Raw genomic sequence first — 18,140 nt, 5'->3', positions numbered from 1 at the left:
TACACAGAAGCAGTGTGCAGCGGACCGCTGGGACGAAATAGATGTTTCGTGCTTTTTATGCAGCAGCAAACGCAGCTGCCCTTCACTTCTTCGATCTGTATCGATTTGAGGAACCAAAGCGCAAAGCGCCTTTTGGACGGAACGACCTTTTCACAGACTTTGAAAAGGGAAAGTTCTGCTTTCTTCCTGCGCAGCACACGAAGTCGCTGTGACCCTTTCCAGCGAAAGGAATCCTCAAACACCACCTCGGCTTCGTTGAATGCGGAGGCAGGATTGCGGAAAAAGAAGCCTGCCCAGTGTCCAAAGAAAAGAAGGGGGCGTCTCCACTAGTGTGTGTGAGACGCCCCCTGTCGTGCATCCTCGGATGCCGGATAATGCTATTTACGCTTTCTGCAGAGTGTTTCGAAGCACCATCTGCAGAATCCCGCCGTGGCGGTAGTAATCTACTTCTACTTCACTGTCAAAGCGGGCAATCACGTCGAACGTCGTTTCCTTTTTGCTGTCAGGATCAACAGCTGTAACTGTGACGAGATCACGAGGCTTCACATCGTTTGTTACCTGCACATCGAAGTGCTCCTGCCCAGTCAATCCAAGAGAATCCACGCTGTCCCCTTCCTGGAACTGGAGCGGAAGGACGCCCATAAGAACGAGGTTACTGCGGTGAATTCGCTCAAAGCTCTGAGCGATCACTGTTTTAATTCCGAGCAGGTTCGTACCTTTGGCAGCCCAGTCACGGGAGCTTCCCATGCCGTAGTCATGGCCTGCCATAACAAGAAGACCTGTATCGTCTTCTTTGTACTTCATGCATGCATCGTAAATAGCCATCACTTCACCGGTCGGCCAGTACGTCGTGTACCCACCTTCCGTACCTGGTGCAAGCTCATTTTTGATACGGATGTTCGCAAACGTTCCGCGCATCATGACCTCATGGTTACCACGACGGGAACCATAGGAATTGAACTGGGAAGGCTTCAGCCCTTTTTCCATGAGGAAACGGCCTGCAGGGCTGTCTTTTGCGATAGCTCCTGCTGGAGAAATGTGGTCGGTTGTCACAGAATCACCGAACTTGCCGACTGCCCGCAGTCCGTTCAGCGGCACCACATCTTTCGGTTCTTTAGACATTTCGTCAAAGAACGGCGGATTCTGAATGTACGTAGAATCCTCTTCGAACTGATACAGTTCGCTGTCCGGTGTATCCAGCTTGTTCCACTCTTCATTGTCGTCAAAGACGCGTGCGTATTCCTGCTTGAAGAGCTTCGGATCAACTGCTTCTTCCATAGCCTTCTGGATCGTTTCGTTGGAAGGCCAGATATCACGGAAGTAAACGTCCTTTCCGTCCTGGTTCTGTCCGATCGGCTCATTATAAAAGTCGATATCCACCGTGCCGGCCAGTGCATAAGCAACAACAAGCGGCGGAGACGCCAGGTAGTTGGCTTTCACGAGCGGATGGATCCGCCCTTCGAAGTTCCGGTTACCGGACAGTACCGAAGATACCGTCAGATCATTGTCTGCGACAGCCTTTTCGATCTCTTCCGGAAGCGGACCGCTGTTACCGATGCATGTCGTACAGCCGTAGCCGACCAGGTTGAATCCAAGCTGATCCAGGTATTCCATCAGACCGGCGTTCTCGAGATAACCGGTAACGACTTTCGAGCCTGGAGCAAGACTTGTTTTGACGTATTCAGGCACGTCCAGTCCCTGATCAACCGCATTCTTGGCAAGCAGACCTGCGCCGAGCATCACGTGCGGATTCGACGTGTTCGTACAGCTCGTAATTGCTGCGATAGTCAGAGAGCCGGTTTTCAGTACGGACTTTTCTCCACTCGGATGCTTAACATCGACAGTCTTTTCGATTTCCTCAGGAGAAAGGCCGAAACCTTTGTTGCTCACAGGTGCGGTTAGCGCTTCCTGCCACTCTCTCTTCATATCTTTCAGTTCAATTAGATCTTGTGGACGCTTCGGACCAGCAAGGTTCGGCTGGATTTCAGCAAGATCGATACGGAGAACGTCGGTAAACTCGGGATCGTCTCCTCCAGGAGTATAGAACATCTGGTTTTTCTTCGTGTATTCTTCTACGAGGTTGACAAGCTCTTCCGAACGTCCTGTAAACCGCATGTAGTTCAACGTTTCTCCATCCACAGGGAAGAAGCCGCAGGTTGCACCGTATTCCGGAGCCATGTTGGAAATCGTTGCTCGATCAGCCAGTGTCATCTCAGCGAGACCAGGACCGAAGAATTCAACAAATTTCCCTACCACGTTTTTCTCCCGGAGCGCCTGGGTTACTTTGAGCGCCAGATCCGTCGCTGTCGCTCCTTCCGGCATCGCGTTTTCCAGTTTCACACCGATGACTTCCGGAACAGGGAAGTAAGAAGGCTGCTGCAGCATACCTGCTTCAGCTTCGATCCCACCGACACCCCAGCCGAGTACGCCGAGGCCGTTGATCATCGTCGTGTGGGAATCTGTTCCTACAAGCGAATCCGGGTAGGCTACCTTCTCGCCGTCACTGTTTTCAGACTGCTGCACAACGTTTGCGAGATACTCCAGGTTCACCTGGTGGACAATTCCTGTAGCCGGCGGAACAGCACGGTAGTTATCCAGCGACTTTTGAGCCCAGTTCAAAAACTTATAGCGTTCCAGATTTCTCTCGAATTCCAGTTCCATGTTCCGGCGCAGTGAATTCGGGGTACCGAATTCATCTACTTGAACGGAATGGTCTACGACGAGATCCACCGGGATAGCCGGGTTGATTTCACTCGGATTTCCGCCCATGTCAGCCATGGCTTTCCGCAGGGAAGCAAGGTCAACGACAGCCGGTACGCCGGTGAAGTCCTGCAGGATGACACGGGATGGTTTAAACGGAACGTCGATGCTCTCAACATCTTTCGTTCCCCACTTAGCAAGGTTTGTTACATGCTCATCTTTGATGACATGGCCGTCGCGCTGACGCAGTACGGATTCAAGCAGCACGCGGATGGAGTATGGAAGGCGGGATATTTTCCCGGCACCTGCTTCTTCCAGTGCGTGCAGATCATAGTAGTGATACGTCTCTCCATTGACATCAAAGCTTTTTTTCGCCTGATTCAATGTCTCATTTACGTTAGACATATGTAGTTCCCTCCTCATTTGAAATCATTGCATAAACTAAATCACTGTCGATTGTACCATAGACAATGCCTGAAGAAATGCTGCCACTCACTATTATGAATTGAAAACGAATTCAATGCAAGTTTATTTCATTCAGGCATTGTCCAATTTTTCCAGGTGTTTATTGACAAAGCCCCACTCTTCCTCGGAAATAGTCCGCATGTCCAGCCAGCAGGCGCTGTCCTGGAGACGGACAACAAGCGGAGGACTGCAGGAACGGAGAAAGGCTGCACAGGAGGCTTCCGACCATCCCGCTTTTTCCAGACGCAGCAGTCCTGTCGGCAGTTCCACGAGCGGCATAGTGCCTCCGCCAACCTTGGACACACCGCTCGCCGGTTCAAGTGTCAGCGTCTGGAAATCATCTCTTCTGCGCTGTTGAGCCAGATCCATCAGTGCGGACTGCGGTGACGTAATCATCGACACCGCCGGTGGATACGTTTCGTTCTCGTGTTCGTCAAACGCTGATTCCAGTGCAGCAATACTCATTTTATCCAGGCGGAGAACACGGGCAAGCGGATGCTGTTTCAGCTGGTCAATCAACACTTTTTTCCCGGCTATGATGCCCGCCTGCGGACCGCCGAGCAGCTTATCTCCGCTGAACGAGATGATATCCGCCCGGGCCGCCGATTCTCTGACGACTGGTTCATCGCCGATACCATCATGCTGAAACGGATAGAGCGACCCTGATCCGAGGTCATCATAAATGATGAGATGCGGATATGCTTCTTTCAGCTTCTGCAGCTCCCCTGTGTCTGTTGTTTCGGTAAATCCGACAACAGCAAAATTGCTCGTGTGTACTTTCATTACCATGGCCGTCTCTTCATGAACTGCGGATGCATAATCGCTGTACCGAGTTTTATTCGTTGTGCCTACTTCACGAAGAATGGCCCCGCTCTCTTCCATGATAGTAGAGACACGGAAAGAACCGCCTATCTCAACCAGTTCGCCCCGGGAAACGACGGTCTCTTTATGCTTGGAGAGCGCTTTTAATACCATGTATACTGCGGCGGCGTTATTGTTGACGACCATCGCTGCCTCGGTACCGCAGAACGATGCTGCCCGTTCATTCAAATAGGCAAGCCTCGACCCACGCTCTCCAGATCCCAGATCAAATTCCAGGGAACTGTATCCGATTGCGGTTTCATACACTTTCGACGCCGCTTTCTCACTTAAAGGAGCGCGGCCGAGGTTGGTATGAAGCACGGTACCTGCAGCGTTGATCACCCGCTGCAGGCCACGGTCCGGCATGTCCACCAGCTGCTGATACCGTTCCATTGTTTTCTGCATGGCTTCTTGTCTGTCTGCAGGTTGAAAGGAACCATCGGCAATGGTCGTCCGAATCTCTTCAAGTGCTTTTCGGATGATCTGCATCCGCTTTGGAGTTTCCGGCCCTCCGCCTTCCTCTTCGACGGCGGAAGCCACTTCATGTACAGGAGGGAGGTACCGGAAATAGGACGGATCGGTCACGTGAAGTCCAGCTCTCTACGTTTTTGTTCGTCTTCCCATAAGCCGTAGGCATAAACCGTTAAACCGGTTAGAAAAGCGAGTGCTGCTAATTTCCCCATGCTGATCTCTCCTTTAATCTACTTTTTTTCGTTTCGGAGCAGTCGTACAATCTCTTCATGTGCAGGAAATTCACCCGTCTCTTTTTTAGAATAGAGCAGGGTATCTCCACTCTTCACCTCGAATTCACCACCACTGCCCGGCACAAGCGTCAATGCTTTAACATCGTTGCGCATTTCTTTAAATATCTCTTCTGCGAGACCCGCAGCTGTCGGCGCATAATTTCACATCATGCAGAACCTGATTGATACATGCACGGAACCCACTCCTTTCAGAACATTCTTACTGTCAGTTTAGAGGAAAGTGGGCATACGGTCAATTGTGCAGAACAATTGGCATCCGTACGTATTCATCGTACAATGGACTAGTAACAGACAGAACTTGATGATTGGAGGCGGATATGGATGATGAAACAAATGCGCTCAAGCGGAAAAAAATTGACGTCTATGACCAAAAAGGCTGGCTGAGGATGCAAAATTGGTCCTGAAGACCTGACGCAGGTCCTGCGTCATCTGCCGAAAGACAGTGGAAACGAAAATTTGATTGTCGGAATCGATACGTCGGATGATGCCGGCGTATACAAACTCCGCGACGATCTTGCTATTGTACAGACCGTTGATTACTTCACACCGATTGTGGATGACCCTTACCAGTTCGGCCAGATCGCTGCAGCTAATGCGCTAAGTGATATTTACGCCATGGGTGCCGAACCTGTGACGGTGCTTAACATCGTCGGATATCCAGTCGATAAATTACAGCCGGAAGTCCTCGCAGGCATCATGCAGGGCGGTGCTGACAAAGTGAAAGAATCAGGGGCTGTCATAGCCGGCGGCCATTCTATTGATGACCCGGAGCCGAAATTCGGCCTCAGCTGTACCGGCACCGTGCACCCTGATCACGTATGGAAAAACGTCGGTGCTGAACCCGGCGACAAGCTGGTTTTGACCAAACCGCTGGGTGCCGGCATCGTGACGACAGCCATCAAGTATGATAAAGCAAGCCGGCAGGAAATCTATGCTGTAACGGAAACGATGGCGGCACTGAATAAAGAAGCTGCGGATAAGCTCAAACCTTATCACCCGCATGCCGTTACCGATGTGACCGGGTTCGGTCTGATCGGCCACGGCTATGAAATGGCTTCCGGCAGTGGCGTGTCCATCCAGTTTGATTTTCCAAAAGTGCCGTTTCTTCCTGGAACGAAGCGCCATGCGTCAGCTGGGACGATTCCCGGCGGAACGAAAGACAACGTGAAGTGGCTCGAGAAAGAGACAACGTTCCCGACTTCGATGAAAGAACATGAAATTTACGCTATTTCCGACGGCATCACTTCCGGCGGCCTGCTCGTCAGCATGACTGCAGATGAAGCAGATGCTTATGTGAAAGACATGCAGGATTCCCGCTTCGGCGCCTGGATTGTCGGAGAAGTAAAGGAAAAACAAGATCATACCATTATCGTGACAAACGATAGAGACGAAGCGTAAAGATCCCGCCTGTGCAGGATCTTTCGTCCCTTCACACTGCCTGTCAGACGAACACTCGTCTGACAGGCTTTTTTTCATGATAGGAATGGATAAGTTTTCAAGCAGTGTGACGGCGGCTCCATGCGCTGCTCGGGAAGAAACAAAGAACGTTTTCTTCCCTCAAAAAGCTTGCAGCGCTTCCGCACGCCGTTCCGACCAAAAGGCGCTTCGCGCTTTTGTTCACTTTTCCAGCGGCTGGAGGACGTGCCGGAGCTGCTCATGTTCTCATCGAGTCATATCACGAACATAAGTTCGATACAGCCTTCAGCACAACAGGTATAGCGTAAGCTCGTTATTTCGGTCGTTTCCACGTCCGGGTGCCTTCGGTAAAGCGGGTCCAGTTCAAGGAATCAAACAGCTCAAGAAGCGGAACGAGATATTTTCTCGGCAGATCGAGAACCGCTTTGGCATCCTGCAGCGAAAAACTGTCTGGACAGCTGTCCCGAAGGCGCTGGGCGGCCTGCTCCACGGCGCTTCTGCTGATCAGGTGCTTGTCGTTGAGTTCGAGCATACTTCCAGCGTCTACTAGATAGACATGGAGTGGTTTCTGCCATGAAGCAGGCAGTCCTGTTTCCTGATAGACATCTGCTTCTGCCGGCGGCCGCATGCCTCCCTCTGTGATCTTCTGCTCGGCCTGCTCCATTCTTTTTTTCCATGCCTTTGGATAATGCTGCTGGAAAGACGGGAGCTGGGCGTAGGGCCCGCTGAATCGAAGATGCCCCTCTGCTTCCATTTTGATAAGCTGCTGTTCAGCGGCCGGCTTTCGGCTGCTTATTTCTCCAGCAAGAGCGGCACGCTCCAGCCCGGGCTTCAGTGGATTTTCTTCATGCGCTTTTGACAATCGTCCGATGACCTGCTCTTTCACTTGTTCCCATACGTCTGCCGACAGCCAATAGCCGCCCGCCTCAATAAAAGGCCCTTCCTGCAGGGCACGTTCAGCCGACGCTTTCTCCATACCGGTTTCTTCAGCTGCCTCAGCCGCCGTGATCTCATTATGATTGTGGATCGCCTGAGCGAGCCTCTCCTCCGGACTCCCCTGCTCTTTCAGCGTGAGCATCTTTACCGTTTCCGGTGAAAAACGATATTTCCCTCCGGCCGGATCGATGATAGTTCCACCGCCAATCGTTTCAGCCGGGGTCGGTCTGCGGAGGATGAAGCGGTCTCCTCTCATGCAGGGAACCTCCTCTTCCAGCCGCAGCTGGCAGAGCACAGTCTCCCCGGGTTTCAGTTCATTACGGTCGAAGAAAACGATGCGTCCGTATACCTCGGCGGTGCCGGTATGAAGTTTAATAGGGGCTCTTTGTTTTAAGGGACGCTGAAACAAGGTCGTTGTCTGCAGCGACACATCGATCGTCCGGCTCATCGGTCCCGGCTGGTCTACGAGAACATTTCCCCTATGGATCTGTTCATAGCTGATTCCGCCGAGATTGAATGCGGCGCGCTGCCCTGCCCGGACCCGATCCTGCTTGGAATGATGAACCTGAATCTGCCGCACGCGGACAGGGGTATTGCCTGGCTGGACGTACAGCGGGTCTTCGAGTCGGGCCTCTCCTTTGACGACGGTGCCGCGGACGACGGTTCCCTGACCTTTCACCGTGAATGATTGATCAATAGGCATACGGAAGCCGGTGCCTGCGGGACGCGTCGAACCGTGTTGAAGTAAATCACCAATGAGGGTGCGCACCTCTTCGATCCCTTCTCCGCTGATGGAATCGACGAAAACGGCCGGACTATCGGCAAGAAACGTCCCGCGGAGGGCTTCCTTCGTTTCTTCATAGAGAAGCCCGCGCAGTTCTTCTTCCAGAAGAGATGCTTTTGTGAAGATGACGGCTCCCTTTGTAATCCCGAGCAGATCAAGAATATGCAGGTGTTCCCGCGTCTGCGGCATCACACCTTCATCTGCAGCGATTACTAGGAGCACCGCATCGATACTTGCCACACCTGCTATCATCTGCCTGATAAATCGCTCGTGTCCGGGTACATCGACGATAGCGGTTTCGGTTTCTTCGGTCTGTTCGTAAAGGGCATACCCTGGTTCAATAGAAATAGCCCGGTCCTTTTCCTCCTGGAGCCGGTCGGTTTCGATATTGGTCAGCGCTTTCGTTAAGGTTGTTTTTCCATGGTCTATATGGCCTGCCATGCCAATTGTATAAAAGTGTTTCAACACGCTTCCCCCTCTCCTGTCTTGTAACATTGTATCGGATTCAGCCTCGTTATTCGAGAAGTCTGCACAATTGCATTTCGGCAGACAATCGCTTATAATGAAGTCTGCTGCTATGGGGCCGGTTGTAAAGCTGGTGCTTGCCTGGGCCTTCAAAGCCTTTCGGGAGGCGCGTGCCGTCTCCGGTGGGTTCGATTCCCACACGGTCCCGCCATACACAATCACATCCAAAAAGGAAGGTGAAAGGACGTGGAAGACATATTCATGTGGCTGATTTTTTTCTGGTCGGTCTTCGTATTTGTCCTTGTAGCCATAGGCGGATATTTTATGTTCCGCAAGTTTTTAAAGAAAATGCCGAAGCAGGACGGGAAATCGATCCTGGACTGGCAGGATTATCATATTGAGAAAACTCTTCATCTCTGGACCCCGGAGAAAAAAGAGCTGTTAAATGAGCTGGTGGAACCCGTTCCAGAAATTTTCCGGGATATTGCCAAGCAGAAAATTGCGGGGAAAATCGGCGAATTCGCGCTTGCGGAAAACGCCGAGGTCCTGACGGAGGAACTGATCGTCAAAGGGTACATTGCTGCCACGCCGAAGAGAGATCATAAGTTTCTGCGCCGCAAACTGAATGAAAAAAACATCGATGTCACCCCTTACGAAACATATTTCCAGCAGTCTCCATCCTAAAAAGGGATGGAGCGCTTTTTTTCGTTCCTGAAACCAGCTTCAATCGGCAGCACGGCTGTGGTATACTGGACGTGCTAAAATAAATGGGGGAGTTGCATGAACGCACTAATTTTTATGATACTGGCATTCATCATGACGCTGTTCGCCCTGGCCGTCCGGATGCGCTCCATGAAAAAGCCCGCATCAGCCAGGAAAATTTTAATTCCGCCGCTGGCGATGTCCACCGGCTTTCTTATGTTCTTTTATCCTCCTGTCCAGGACATCACCTGGCTGGAAGTAGGAGAGGCACTTGCCGTAGGCATGCTGTTCTCCATCATTCTGATTAAAACATCCTCCTTTGAAATCAGAGACGGCGATGTGTACATGAAGCGGTCCAAGGCTTTTCCCTTTATTCTCCTTGGTCTTCTCATTGTCCGCGTCACGTTCAAAGCCGTCCTCGGAATCCACTTCGAATATGAAGTGCTGGCCGGGATGTTTTTTCTGCTCGCTTTCGGCATGATACTTCCATGGCGTATTGCGATGTGGATGAAATTTCGTGAGGTGCAGCGGCAGTTGTTTTCCCGACAGTCTCCTGATACTGTGCAGGCGCCCGGCAGTACGAACACCGTATAGCCGAGTTCTGACCGGAGAAAATGGCAGCACCATCCAAGAACTTGCGGATAAAACAAGGCTGGGACAACTTCGTTCTCCAGCACGTAAAAAACGCTTTCGATGACCCGTGTGAGGTCGTCGAAAGCGTTTTGTTTGAAAGAAACAATGGCGAATCTGTCTCATGGCAGTGAACGTTCTCACGTTCACTGCCATGAGTGCAAATCCCAGCTCCAGTTTTACCTTCGCTTTGTCTCTCACCGACATAAAGAAAGTCCTCACCAAAAGGCTGAGGGCTTTCTTTTTATTCTCGTTTTGTCCCAGCCTCGTTTATCAGGCATACGCGCTAACCGGACGAGCCGGCTTGCAGCTGTTCTGCTTACGGATGTCTGTTTTCCGCTGCCGGAACGCTGCTGGCCTCTTTTAATTTTTCTTGGATCCGTTCCAATGCCTGTTTCTCGCTGCAGTCGTGCAGCGGAACTTCAATGACCTCCCGCTGTCGGCCGGTGCGGTCTTTATGACTGTAGCGGGGATCGTAATAATGTTCGAGGAGCAGTTCGAATAACCTGCTGTATTCTTTCATCGAAGCAGCTTCAAGAATATCTGTTTTCCATGTCTGCGGAAGCCGTCGCTCCAGTTTTTCCAGCGCTTCGTTAAATGCCGCTTCATGATCGTCCGGCGAATATTCTTCGAGCAGATAGGCTACCCGGTTCTCCATCTTGTCGGCGAGTTCCACCATTACACTGCGATCTTTTTCTTCATCGAGCCATTCCGGCAGCAGGACTCTTCCAATTCTTCTGCTTTCCGCTTCCACAATCATCCATGACTCCTGCTCCAAGTCTCTCAGCCGCCGAACGAGCAGCCATTCAAACATTTTCTGCGAACGAGTCTGCATGCCGATATGACCGAAAATAGACCCGCGATGGCCGGCGAGCTGCTCCAGGTTCAGTACCGGAAACCCTTCCTGCTCCAGAGCTTCGAGGTATATTGTTTTCTGGGTGCCTGTATATCCACCGAGAACAACGATATGCCACTCGTTTCTGCCAAGCCGGTCCAGCTCTGCCTGAACCCACCGCCTCACCGACCGGATGCCCCCTTCCAGCTGATACACGTCGAATCCAATACTCTGCATCAGCGATACGAACGTGCCGCTTCTCATTCCCCCTCTGGCACATGCGATCAGCAGAGGCTGCTGCCGCTCTTCCTGCAGCTGTGTCACTTTCTCATAAAACTCTGGCAGTTTTTCCGAAAAAAATTGAATACCGAGCTCCTTCGCTCTTTCTGGACTTTCCTGTTTGTAGGCGGTACCGACAACGGCCCGTTCATCATCCGTAAACAAAGGAATATTGACGCTTCCGGGCAGCGCAAATTCCTGGAACTCTTCCGGTGCGCGGACGTCGATCACAATCATGTCATCCGGATTCCATTGTTCAAACGTTAATTTCGCCATCATCCTTATAGATCCTCCCAGTATTGAGCTTCGTCTATGTGAGTATATCATATTTGCCCGCTGTAGAAAGCAGACGGAAGCTCTAGCCGGCCGTGCTTCTGAAACGTCAATCAAAGAGAAGAAGACACTCCGGCGGAATGCCGGAGTGTCTTCTGCAGGCCGGCACTGCCAGCCGGCTATTTTTTGTCATCGTTGGCGTTGTTCATCGCCTTCATCATTTGATTGATTTTCTTCTGGGACGGGTTCATCCCCATCTGCATCATCATAACGCGCAGCATCTTTTCGTTAATAGGCGGGTTCTTCTTCATGTAATTCATCATGTATTTACGTGCAATGAAAAACCCGAGAGCTACACCCGCAATAAGTGCGACCACGATCAGCAGAATGGAAAGCCATAGTTCCATCAGCGGGATCCTCCTTCATGCTATACTGTATAATTTCGACCTTTACCAGTATACATGAATGATGAAATTTTGCAAAGGTGACGTTTTCGATTACATCTTTTTAAAACGGGATGCTGCGTTCTCCGGAGTGAATCCGTACTTTTCCATGATTTCCCCTCCGGGAGCAGAAGCTCCGAACGTATCGATGGCGAGAACATCACCCTGAATGCCTGTGTAGCGTTCCCAGCCGAGAGAAGCAGCAACTTCCATACCGAGACGTTTCGTGATATGGGAAGGAAGCACGCTCTCTTTGTATTCATCCGACTGCTTGTCAAAACGATCCCAGCTCGGCATCGAAATCACACGTGTCTCGATCCCTTCTTCACGGAGCTTTGCCTGTGTTTCTACAGCAAGCGACACTTCAGAACCTGAAGCCAGCAGGAGGCCTTCCGGTTCTCCCTCAGCATCACTGACCACATACGCTCCGCGGCGGACGCCTTCCTCTGCACGATCGGCCGTTGTTTGCAGCGTCGGCAGACCCTGACGTGTCAGTACAAGCGCGGTAGGCTGATCTGTCGATTCAAGCGCACAGCGCCAAGCAGCAGCTGTTTCATTGCCATCTGCCGGACGGATAAGAGACAAGTTCGGTACGGCACGCAGCGAAGGCAGCTGTTCGACTGGTTCATGGGTCGGGCCGTCTTCTCCGACAGCGATGCTGTCATGTGTGAAGACGAACGTGGATGGGATCTTCATCAGCGCAGCGAGACGAAGCGCAGGTCTCAGGTAATCCGAGAAGACAAAGAACGTTGCCCCGTAGGGATGAAGCCCGCCGTGAAGCGTCATGCCGTTGACTGCTGCGGTCATGGCGAATTCCCGCACTCCGAACCAGATGTTGCGTCCTGCGTAATTGTTGCGGGAAAAATCATCTTCCCCTTTGAGCATCGTTTTATTGGAAGTAGCAAGATCGGCCGAACCACCAAAAATAGATGGGACGTTTTTCGCTGCGGCGTTAAGCACTTCGCCTCCGGAAGCACGGGTAGCAGCACTGCTGCCGGCTTCGTATACCGGGATATCTTTGTCCCAACCTTCAGGAAGCCTGCCTTCCCTTGCATCGCGGAACTGTCGGCCGAGTTCTGGATAAGCTTGCTCATAGTCTTCAACAAGCTTGTTCCACTGCTCTTCCGACTTGCTTCCCTTCTCCTTTAAGGAATCGAAATGCTCCTGGACTTCTTCAGGAATATAGAATTTTTCTTTGTATCCCCAGCCGTATGCTTTCTTCGCTGCATCAGCTTCCTCTTCTCCAAGTGGAGCACCGTGGGAGTCTGACTTACCGCTCTTGTTCGGAGAACCGAAGCCTATGACCGTTTTCACTTCAATCATGGTTGGACGTGGATCCTGCTTAGCATCTTCCAGCGCCTTTGTAACAGCACCGAGATCGTTTCCGTCCTCCACTCGGATGACCTGCCATCCGTAAGCTTCAAAACGGGATTGAACGTCCTCGGAGAAGGACTGGTGGAGATCACCGTCCAGCGAGATGTCATTGGAGTCATACATGACAATCAGCTTACCGAGCTGCAGATGACCAGCGAGGGAAGCCGCTTCCGCTGAAACCCCTTCCATCAAATCACCATCGCCGCAGATGCTGTACGTATAGTGGTCGACTACCGGATATCCTTCCTTGTTGTATGTAGCCGCCAGGTGTGCTTCTGCCATAGCGAATCCGACCGACATGGCAAACCCTTGTCCGAGTGGTCCTGTTGTCGCTTCTACCCCTGGTGTGTGGCCGAACTCAGGATGACCTGGTGTTCTGGAACCCCACTGACGGAACGATTTTAAATCATCCATCGTAACGTCGTACCCTTGTAAATGGAGCAGGCTGTACAGAAGCATGGAGCCATGCCCGGCGGAAAGAATAAAGCGGTCACGGTTGAACCAGTCCGGGTTGGACGGATTATGCTGCATGAATTCTGTAAACAGTTTGTACGCCATGGGAGCAGCTCCCATCGGCATACCAGGATGACCAGAATTTGCCTTTTCAATGCTGTCGATGGACAGCGTTCGGATTGTGTTGATCGACAGTTCTTCTACTGATGTAGTCATGTTCATTAACACCCTCACTTTGTTATTGGATTCAACAGCCGTTCTCATTTTATCATAAATGTTTCTACAAGGGCTTACAACCACTTTTGTTCAGTTTATAAACAAAGGATGGCATCCTTTGTCCCGCCAGGACTTTTTTGGTCCCGCTCATCAGGAAGCAGGCGGCCCCATGTCCTTCCACACGGAAAAATCGAACGTTTCTTTTTTCGTGCTCATGAAAATGATGCCCCATCGCGGTACGCGGGGCATCATGTTTTACCGTATGAAGAGAAGCTGCTGCTGACGGCCCGAATTAATGGAGGCCCCGCTGCGCTTTTTCCTTTTTCAGTTTCTCGGGCGTGACGTCCGTGCCTTCTTCGTCAACGACTTTTACGGAATTTAACTGATTCCGGAATGAACTGCGTACGTTGTCCAGATACTCCTGGCGCAGCTCTTTCTGTTCCTTCTGTTCTTTTAAGCTCAGTCCTTCCTGCTTGGACTTACGTGCAAGTTCGTTAATACGATTGAGCTTATCCTGACTGATCATGCTATTCCTCCTATAGATTGCTGGTATCTATCATACCGGAGGTGTCAGCTGATTTCAATTGTTCTGCCTGATACTCCTTGTAGCGGCGGTGAATAGTCGCCCTTGAAACATTGTAGCCGAGCCCCTGAAGCATGACGGTAATATCGCGGAAGGTCATTCCCTGCCGTTTCAGCTTCTCCACTTCGTCGATTGGAACATCTTCGCGGTTTCTTCCTCCATTACCCCGGAGCAGATGGCGGTGGGGCTCATAGCCTTTTTCCACCGCTTTTTTCATGCCGCGCTTAATTTTTGCATTGTGAAGCTTCCGCTGGTATTCCTCCACAATAGAGACGATGTCGAGCACCATCGTATCCGTTTCTGACACTTGAAGTTCCCCGTGATCCTGAAGGGTATGAATACGGCAGTTCAGCTTATGGAGCTGATGGATGAGCGCCATCCGTGCATGTCCCCGCCCAAGTCTCGTTTCATCCTGAATATACACCACCCGGACGCCTTCCTTCTTAATGAACTCCAGCATATCCAGAAGTTCCGGACGGTCAATCTCGTACCCGCTCGCTTGTTCTTCAAATACTGCGGCCGCCTCAATCCCCTGCTTCGCAGCAGCTTCGATCAGTTCCTCTTTTTGCCTCACAAGGGAGGACTGCTGTGCATCTTTATCTGTGCTTACCCTCGCATATATGACGGCTTTCAATCTGCTGCCACTCCATTCATTGTCGACGGTACCGTGAGCGACTGTCCGGGGTGGACGACCGCTCCGTCGAGGTTATTGTGTTTCTTCAGCCATTGTACCGTTTCTTCTGTTTTCAAGTCCATGCCGTCCGAAACGTCATCTGCGATCTTCCAGAGGGAATCCCCTTCACTGACAACGACTTCTTGATGGAGGGTGCTGTCTTCGGTCTCGTTATCTGCAGCGGCATAGAGTCCCCCAACTGTAAAACCTATCGAAAGCACCCAGATAAACCAGGTTCCGTTCTTGAATAGCTGCTTCATTTCGTTCCCCTCCGTTCTGAGAATAAATGTTCGCGTTCCTGTATACTGATCATAACCGGAACGAAAGTTCGTGTCAACACCCAATTAGAACGAACGTTTGCAAAACCTGTGTTCTCATGATATGATTATTCATATTGTTTCGATGACAGGATGACGAAATAATACATTTTTATAAAGGTAGGTGCAGAAATGACAAAACTATCCGTACGACAGGAAGCAATTATTGAATTTATCCGGGCGGAAGTTCGTGAAAAAGGATATCCGCCGTCTGTCAGGGAAATCGGAGAAGCAGTCGGTCTCGCATCGAGTTCTACCGTGCACGGGCATCTCTCCCGACTGGAGAAAAAAGGACTCATCCGGCGCGATCCGACAAAACCTCGTGCCATCGAAGTAACAGATCCGGAAGAAGACGCACAGTCCCTTCCTAAAACGGCTTCGATCCAGGTTCCGGTTATTGGTAAAGTTACTGCCGGATCTCCGATTACTGCTGTTGAAAATGTGGAGGAGTATATGCCGATGCCTGCGAACATGGTGCAGGATCATCAGTCGTTTATTCTTGAAATTGAAGGGGATTCGATGATTGAAGCTGGTATTTTTGACGGCGATTACGTTGTCGTCGCGCAGCAGAGTCATGCGGATAACGGCGACATCGTTGTCGCGATGACCGAAGAGAATGAGGCTACGGTAAAACGGTTCTTTAAAGAGGAAAACCACTTCCGGCTTCAGCCGGAGAACGCTTCCCTCGATCCTATCCTGCTTGATTACGTGCATATTCTCGGGAAAGTAGTGGGCGTATTCCGTTCCCTGCATTAACGGGGAGCTTTGACTGCGGAAGAGAAGCGTACCATTTCACATTACCTAAAAAAGAGGCGTCCCCAACATTATGGGAACGCCTCTTTTTTTAGGATTTTCCGTCAGGCAGTCACGCTGCATACAGCAGTGCATTTCTGCCGCTTACGTCACCTTTTCGTATTTCACCAGTTTGATGTTCGTATCAGGTACTTCCTCAGCAAGTTTCTCCTCTACGTACACATCATCTTCAATTTTATCATCAGGAATGGAGAGCTGCTTCGTTTTTTCGTGGTTGTGATCCCAGATCACATTGCCGCTGCTGTTTTCTCCTGTAATGTAAGTGACGATAATATCCATAACTCAAGCACCTCCGATGGGATAATCCCTTTATAGGGTCTACAGGAAATCTTCCCCTGCTTTTTTGCTTTTAAACATCCTTTCCACTGCAGGTGGCTTCAGCACACGTCGGCACCAGAGCCATCGACAGCAGCAGTCGCCGCTTCTCGCTCGCTGACGACAGCCTCCCGCCACATAGCAGGGCCGTTACTATCTGCATGCAAAAACGCTTCCGACTATCCTACTCAGGATAATCGGAAGCGTTTGTGATTTGGACCTTGTTTATACTACCAGCATCTGCTGGATAGTATTAATACTGCTGCAGGTACTGTTCACGCTCCCAAGGGTGAACCTGGGTGTTGAACATCTCCCACTCAATTTCTTTGGATTCCACGAAGTGTTCCACTACGTGCGTTCCAAGAGAGTTCTTGATAATGTCGTTTTTCGCAAGCGCTTCAATCGCTTCTTTCAGTGAACCAGGCAGCGCTTGGATGTTTTCTGCTTCGCGCTCTTCGGCGTTCATCGCATAAATATTCTGGTTCGTTTCTTCCGGTGGCGTCAAGTTGTTGCGAACGCCGTCCAGGCCTGCTGCGAGAAGTGCTGCCATAGCGAGATAAGGGTTCGCTGCAGGGTCAACGCTCCGCACTTCAATACGTGTACTCAGACCGCGGGAGGAAGGAACGCGTACCAGCGGGGAGCGGTTACGCATAGACCAGGCGATATAACACGGTGCTTCATAGCCTGGAACAAGGCGCTTGTAGGAGTTTACCGTCGGGTTCGTGATTGCGGTAAACGCATCCGCGTGCTTAAGAATCCCTGCCATGAACTGCATGGCTGTCTCACTCAGCTCTGTTGTCGTGCTGTCATCATAGAAAGCATTGTCCTTCGCGCTCTTGAACAGGGACATGTTCGCATGCATCCCGTTCCCGTTCACTCCGAAAAGCGGCTTAGGCATGAATGTGGCATGCAGCCCGTGCTTTCGTGCGATCGTTTTAACAACGAGCTTAAATGTCTGAATGTTATCGGCCGTTGTAACAGCATCAGCATACTTGAAGTCGATCTCGTGCTGACCCGGAGCCACTTCGTGGTGGGATGCTTCGATTTCAAAGCCCATATCCTCCAGTTCCAGTACGATATCACGACGGCAGTTTTCACCAAGGTCCGTTGGAGCCAGGTCGAAGTAGCCGCCTTTATCATTCAGTTCGAGCGTAGGCTCGCCCTTTTCGTCATTTTTGAATAAGAAGAATTCTGGTTCAGGTCCGATGTTGAAGTCAGAGAAACCAAGGTCTTCCGCTTCTTTGAGAACTTTTTTCAGAACGCCGCGCGGGTCGCCTGCAAATGGGGTACGATCCCGATCCGGATTGTGTACATCACAGATGAGTCGTGCTACTTTCCCTTTTTCCGGTGTCCACGGGAAGATCACCCATGTATCAAGATCCGGGTGCAGGTACATATCTGATTCCTCAATGCGGACAAAGCCTTCGATGGAAGACCCGTCAAACATCATCAGATTGTCGAGCGCTTTCTCAAGCTGATCCATTGGAATTTCAACGTTCTTGATTGTTCCCAGCAGATCTGTAAACTGGAGACGGATAAATTTTACGTTCTCCTCATCTGCCATTCTTAGAATGTCTTCGCGGGTATTTTGTGCCATGCAATCATTCTCCTCCTTCAATATGCTGTACATGAACAGGGAACGATTTCCCTGTTCGATGCGATAGTTGTATCGTACAGCAGGAGCGTCCGGCTGTGTATTACATTGTCAGATTATCTTACAAACAAATTTTCTGACAACGATCTGCGTTTATTCTGGCTTTTGAGGAAGGAAATCTGCCGAATAGGGCCGATGAAAACGAGGAGACTGTCGTTTATGTCCTTTTTCTCCGGCTCACGCACCTGA

Annotated in this window: 15 protein-coding genes, 1 tRNA gene and 1 pseudogene; 5 read left to right on the top strand and 12 right to left on the bottom strand. The window is 50.9% G+C overall.

Translation table 11 applies throughout. The features are described from left to right. Positions 1-381 precede the first annotated feature (381 nt). The 3 genes and pseudogenes from acnA to G477_RS20830 all read right to left on the bottom strand — a co-directional run. Positions 382-3,105, bottom strand: a complete 2,724-nt coding sequence (acnA, locus tag G477_RS0101045; RefSeq protein ID WP_026696353.1) for an aconitate hydratase AcnA — start codon at positions 3,103-3,105, stop codon at positions 382-384. 132 nt (positions 3,106-3,237) lie between these two features. Further along, positions 3,238-4,611 (bottom strand): L-seryl-tRNA(Sec) selenium transferase, encoded by a 1,374-nt coding sequence (gene selA, locus G477_RS0101040; RefSeq protein ID WP_026696352.1) that lies wholly within the window; start codon positions 4,609-4,611, stop codon positions 3,238-3,240. A gap of 116 nt (positions 4,612-4,727) precedes the next feature. Beyond that, a pseudogene (locus G477_RS20830) lies at positions 4,728-4,919 on the bottom strand (Rdx family protein); the annotation flags it as partial. A gap of 204 nt (positions 4,920-5,123) precedes the next feature. On the opposite strand from G477_RS20830, the gene selD reads away from it, so the two are divergent. Beyond that, positions 5,124-6,188 (top strand): selenide, water dikinase SelD, encoded by a 1,065-nt coding sequence (selD, locus tag G477_RS0101020; RefSeq protein ID WP_084406094.1) that lies wholly within the window; start codon positions 5,124-5,126, stop codon positions 6,186-6,188. Positions 6,189-6,519: 331 nt separating this feature from the next. On the opposite strand, the gene selB is transcribed toward selD, so the two are convergent. Next, complete coding sequence (gene selB / locus G477_RS18325) at positions 6,520-8,391, bottom strand: selenocysteine-specific translation elongation factor (RefSeq protein WP_051287577.1); 1,872 nt, start codon at positions 8,389-8,391, stop codon at positions 6,520-6,522. A gap of 114 nt (positions 8,392-8,505) precedes the next feature. On the opposite strand from selB, the gene G477_RS21085 reads away from it, so the two are divergent. The 3 genes from G477_RS21085 (at position 8,506) to G477_RS0101005 (ending at position 9,687) form a co-directional block, all read left to right on the top strand. Further along, positions 8,506-8,602: transfer RNA gene (locus tag G477_RS21085), tRNA-Sec, on the top strand. Between the two features lie 50 nt (positions 8,603-8,652). Further along, positions 8,653-9,075, top strand: a complete 423-nt coding sequence (locus G477_RS0101010; RefSeq protein ID WP_035210908.1) for a DUF2621 domain-containing protein — start codon at positions 8,653-8,655, stop codon at positions 9,073-9,075. 96 nt (positions 9,076-9,171) lie between these two features. Further along, positions 9,172-9,687, top strand: a complete 516-nt coding sequence (locus G477_RS0101005) for a CcdC family protein (protein WP_026696349.1) — start codon at positions 9,172-9,174, stop codon at positions 9,685-9,687. A gap of 355 nt (positions 9,688-10,042) precedes the next feature. On the opposite strand, the gene mnmH is transcribed toward G477_RS0101005, so the two are convergent. From mnmH to yneA, 6 genes are all read right to left on the bottom strand, one after another. Next, positions 10,043-11,116 carry a tRNA 2-selenouridine(34) synthase MnmH gene (gene mnmH / locus G477_RS18320; protein ID WP_051287576.1) on the bottom strand — a complete coding sequence of 358 codons (1,074 nt, stop codon included), beginning with the start codon at positions 11,114-11,116 and terminating at the stop codon, positions 10,043-10,045. Between the two features lie 173 nt (positions 11,117-11,289). Continuing rightward, complete coding sequence (locus G477_RS0100995; RefSeq protein WP_026696348.1) at positions 11,290-11,517, bottom strand: YneF family protein; 228 nt, start codon at positions 11,515-11,517, stop codon at positions 11,290-11,292. A 90-nt stretch (positions 11,518-11,607) separates the two neighbouring features. Next, entirely contained in the window at positions 11,608-13,596 is a 1,989-nt protein-coding gene (tkt, locus tag G477_RS0100990; protein WP_026696347.1) for a transketolase, read from the bottom strand. Positions 13,597-13,888: 292 nt separating this feature from the next. Continuing rightward, positions 13,889-14,122, bottom strand: coding sequence for a DUF896 domain-containing protein (locus G477_RS0100980; RefSeq protein ID WP_026696346.1), 234 nt, complete (start codon positions 14,120-14,122; stop codon positions 13,889-13,891). A 10-nt stretch (positions 14,123-14,132) separates the two neighbouring features. Further along, the gene (locus G477_RS0100975; protein WP_026696345.1) at positions 14,133-14,813 is read right to left on the bottom strand and encodes a YneB family resolvase-like protein; all 681 of its coding nucleotides are present in this window, start codon (positions 14,811-14,813) and stop codon (positions 14,133-14,135) included. Further along, complete coding sequence (yneA, locus tag G477_RS18315) at positions 14,810-15,112, bottom strand: cell division suppressor protein YneA (protein ID WP_051287575.1); 303 nt, start codon at positions 15,110-15,112, stop codon at positions 14,810-14,812. Before yneA ends, G477_RS0100975 begins: the two co-directional genes overlap by 4 nt. A 189-nt stretch (positions 15,113-15,301) precedes the next feature. On the opposite strand from yneA, the gene lexA reads away from it, so the two are divergent. Beyond that, positions 15,302-15,925, top strand: coding sequence for a transcriptional repressor LexA (lexA, locus tag G477_RS0100965; RefSeq protein WP_026696344.1), 624 nt, complete (start codon positions 15,302-15,304; stop codon positions 15,923-15,925). A 141-nt stretch (positions 15,926-16,066) separates the two neighbouring features. Here lexA and G477_RS0100960 read toward each other — a convergent pair whose 3' ends face one another. Together G477_RS0100960 and glnA are read right to left on the bottom strand one after the other, a co-directional pair. Continuing rightward, complete coding sequence (locus G477_RS0100960; protein ID WP_026696343.1) at positions 16,067-16,261, bottom strand: hypothetical protein; 195 nt, start codon at positions 16,259-16,261, stop codon at positions 16,067-16,069. Positions 16,262-16,550: 289 nt separating this feature from the next. Continuing rightward, positions 16,551-17,894, bottom strand: coding sequence for a type I glutamate--ammonia ligase (gene glnA, locus G477_RS0100955; protein ID WP_026696342.1), 1,344 nt, complete (start codon positions 17,892-17,894; stop codon positions 16,551-16,553). Positions 17,895-18,140 lie beyond the last annotated feature (246 nt).

This window comes from Alkalicoccus chagannorensis DSM 18086, assembly GCF_000429725.1.
Classification (GTDB): domain Bacteria; phylum Bacillota; class Bacilli; order Bacillales; family Salisediminibacteriaceae; genus Alkalicoccus; species Alkalicoccus chagannorensis.
The sequence above is the reverse complement of the archived record's forward strand: the minus strand, read 5'-3'. Positions and strand labels throughout refer to the sequence as shown.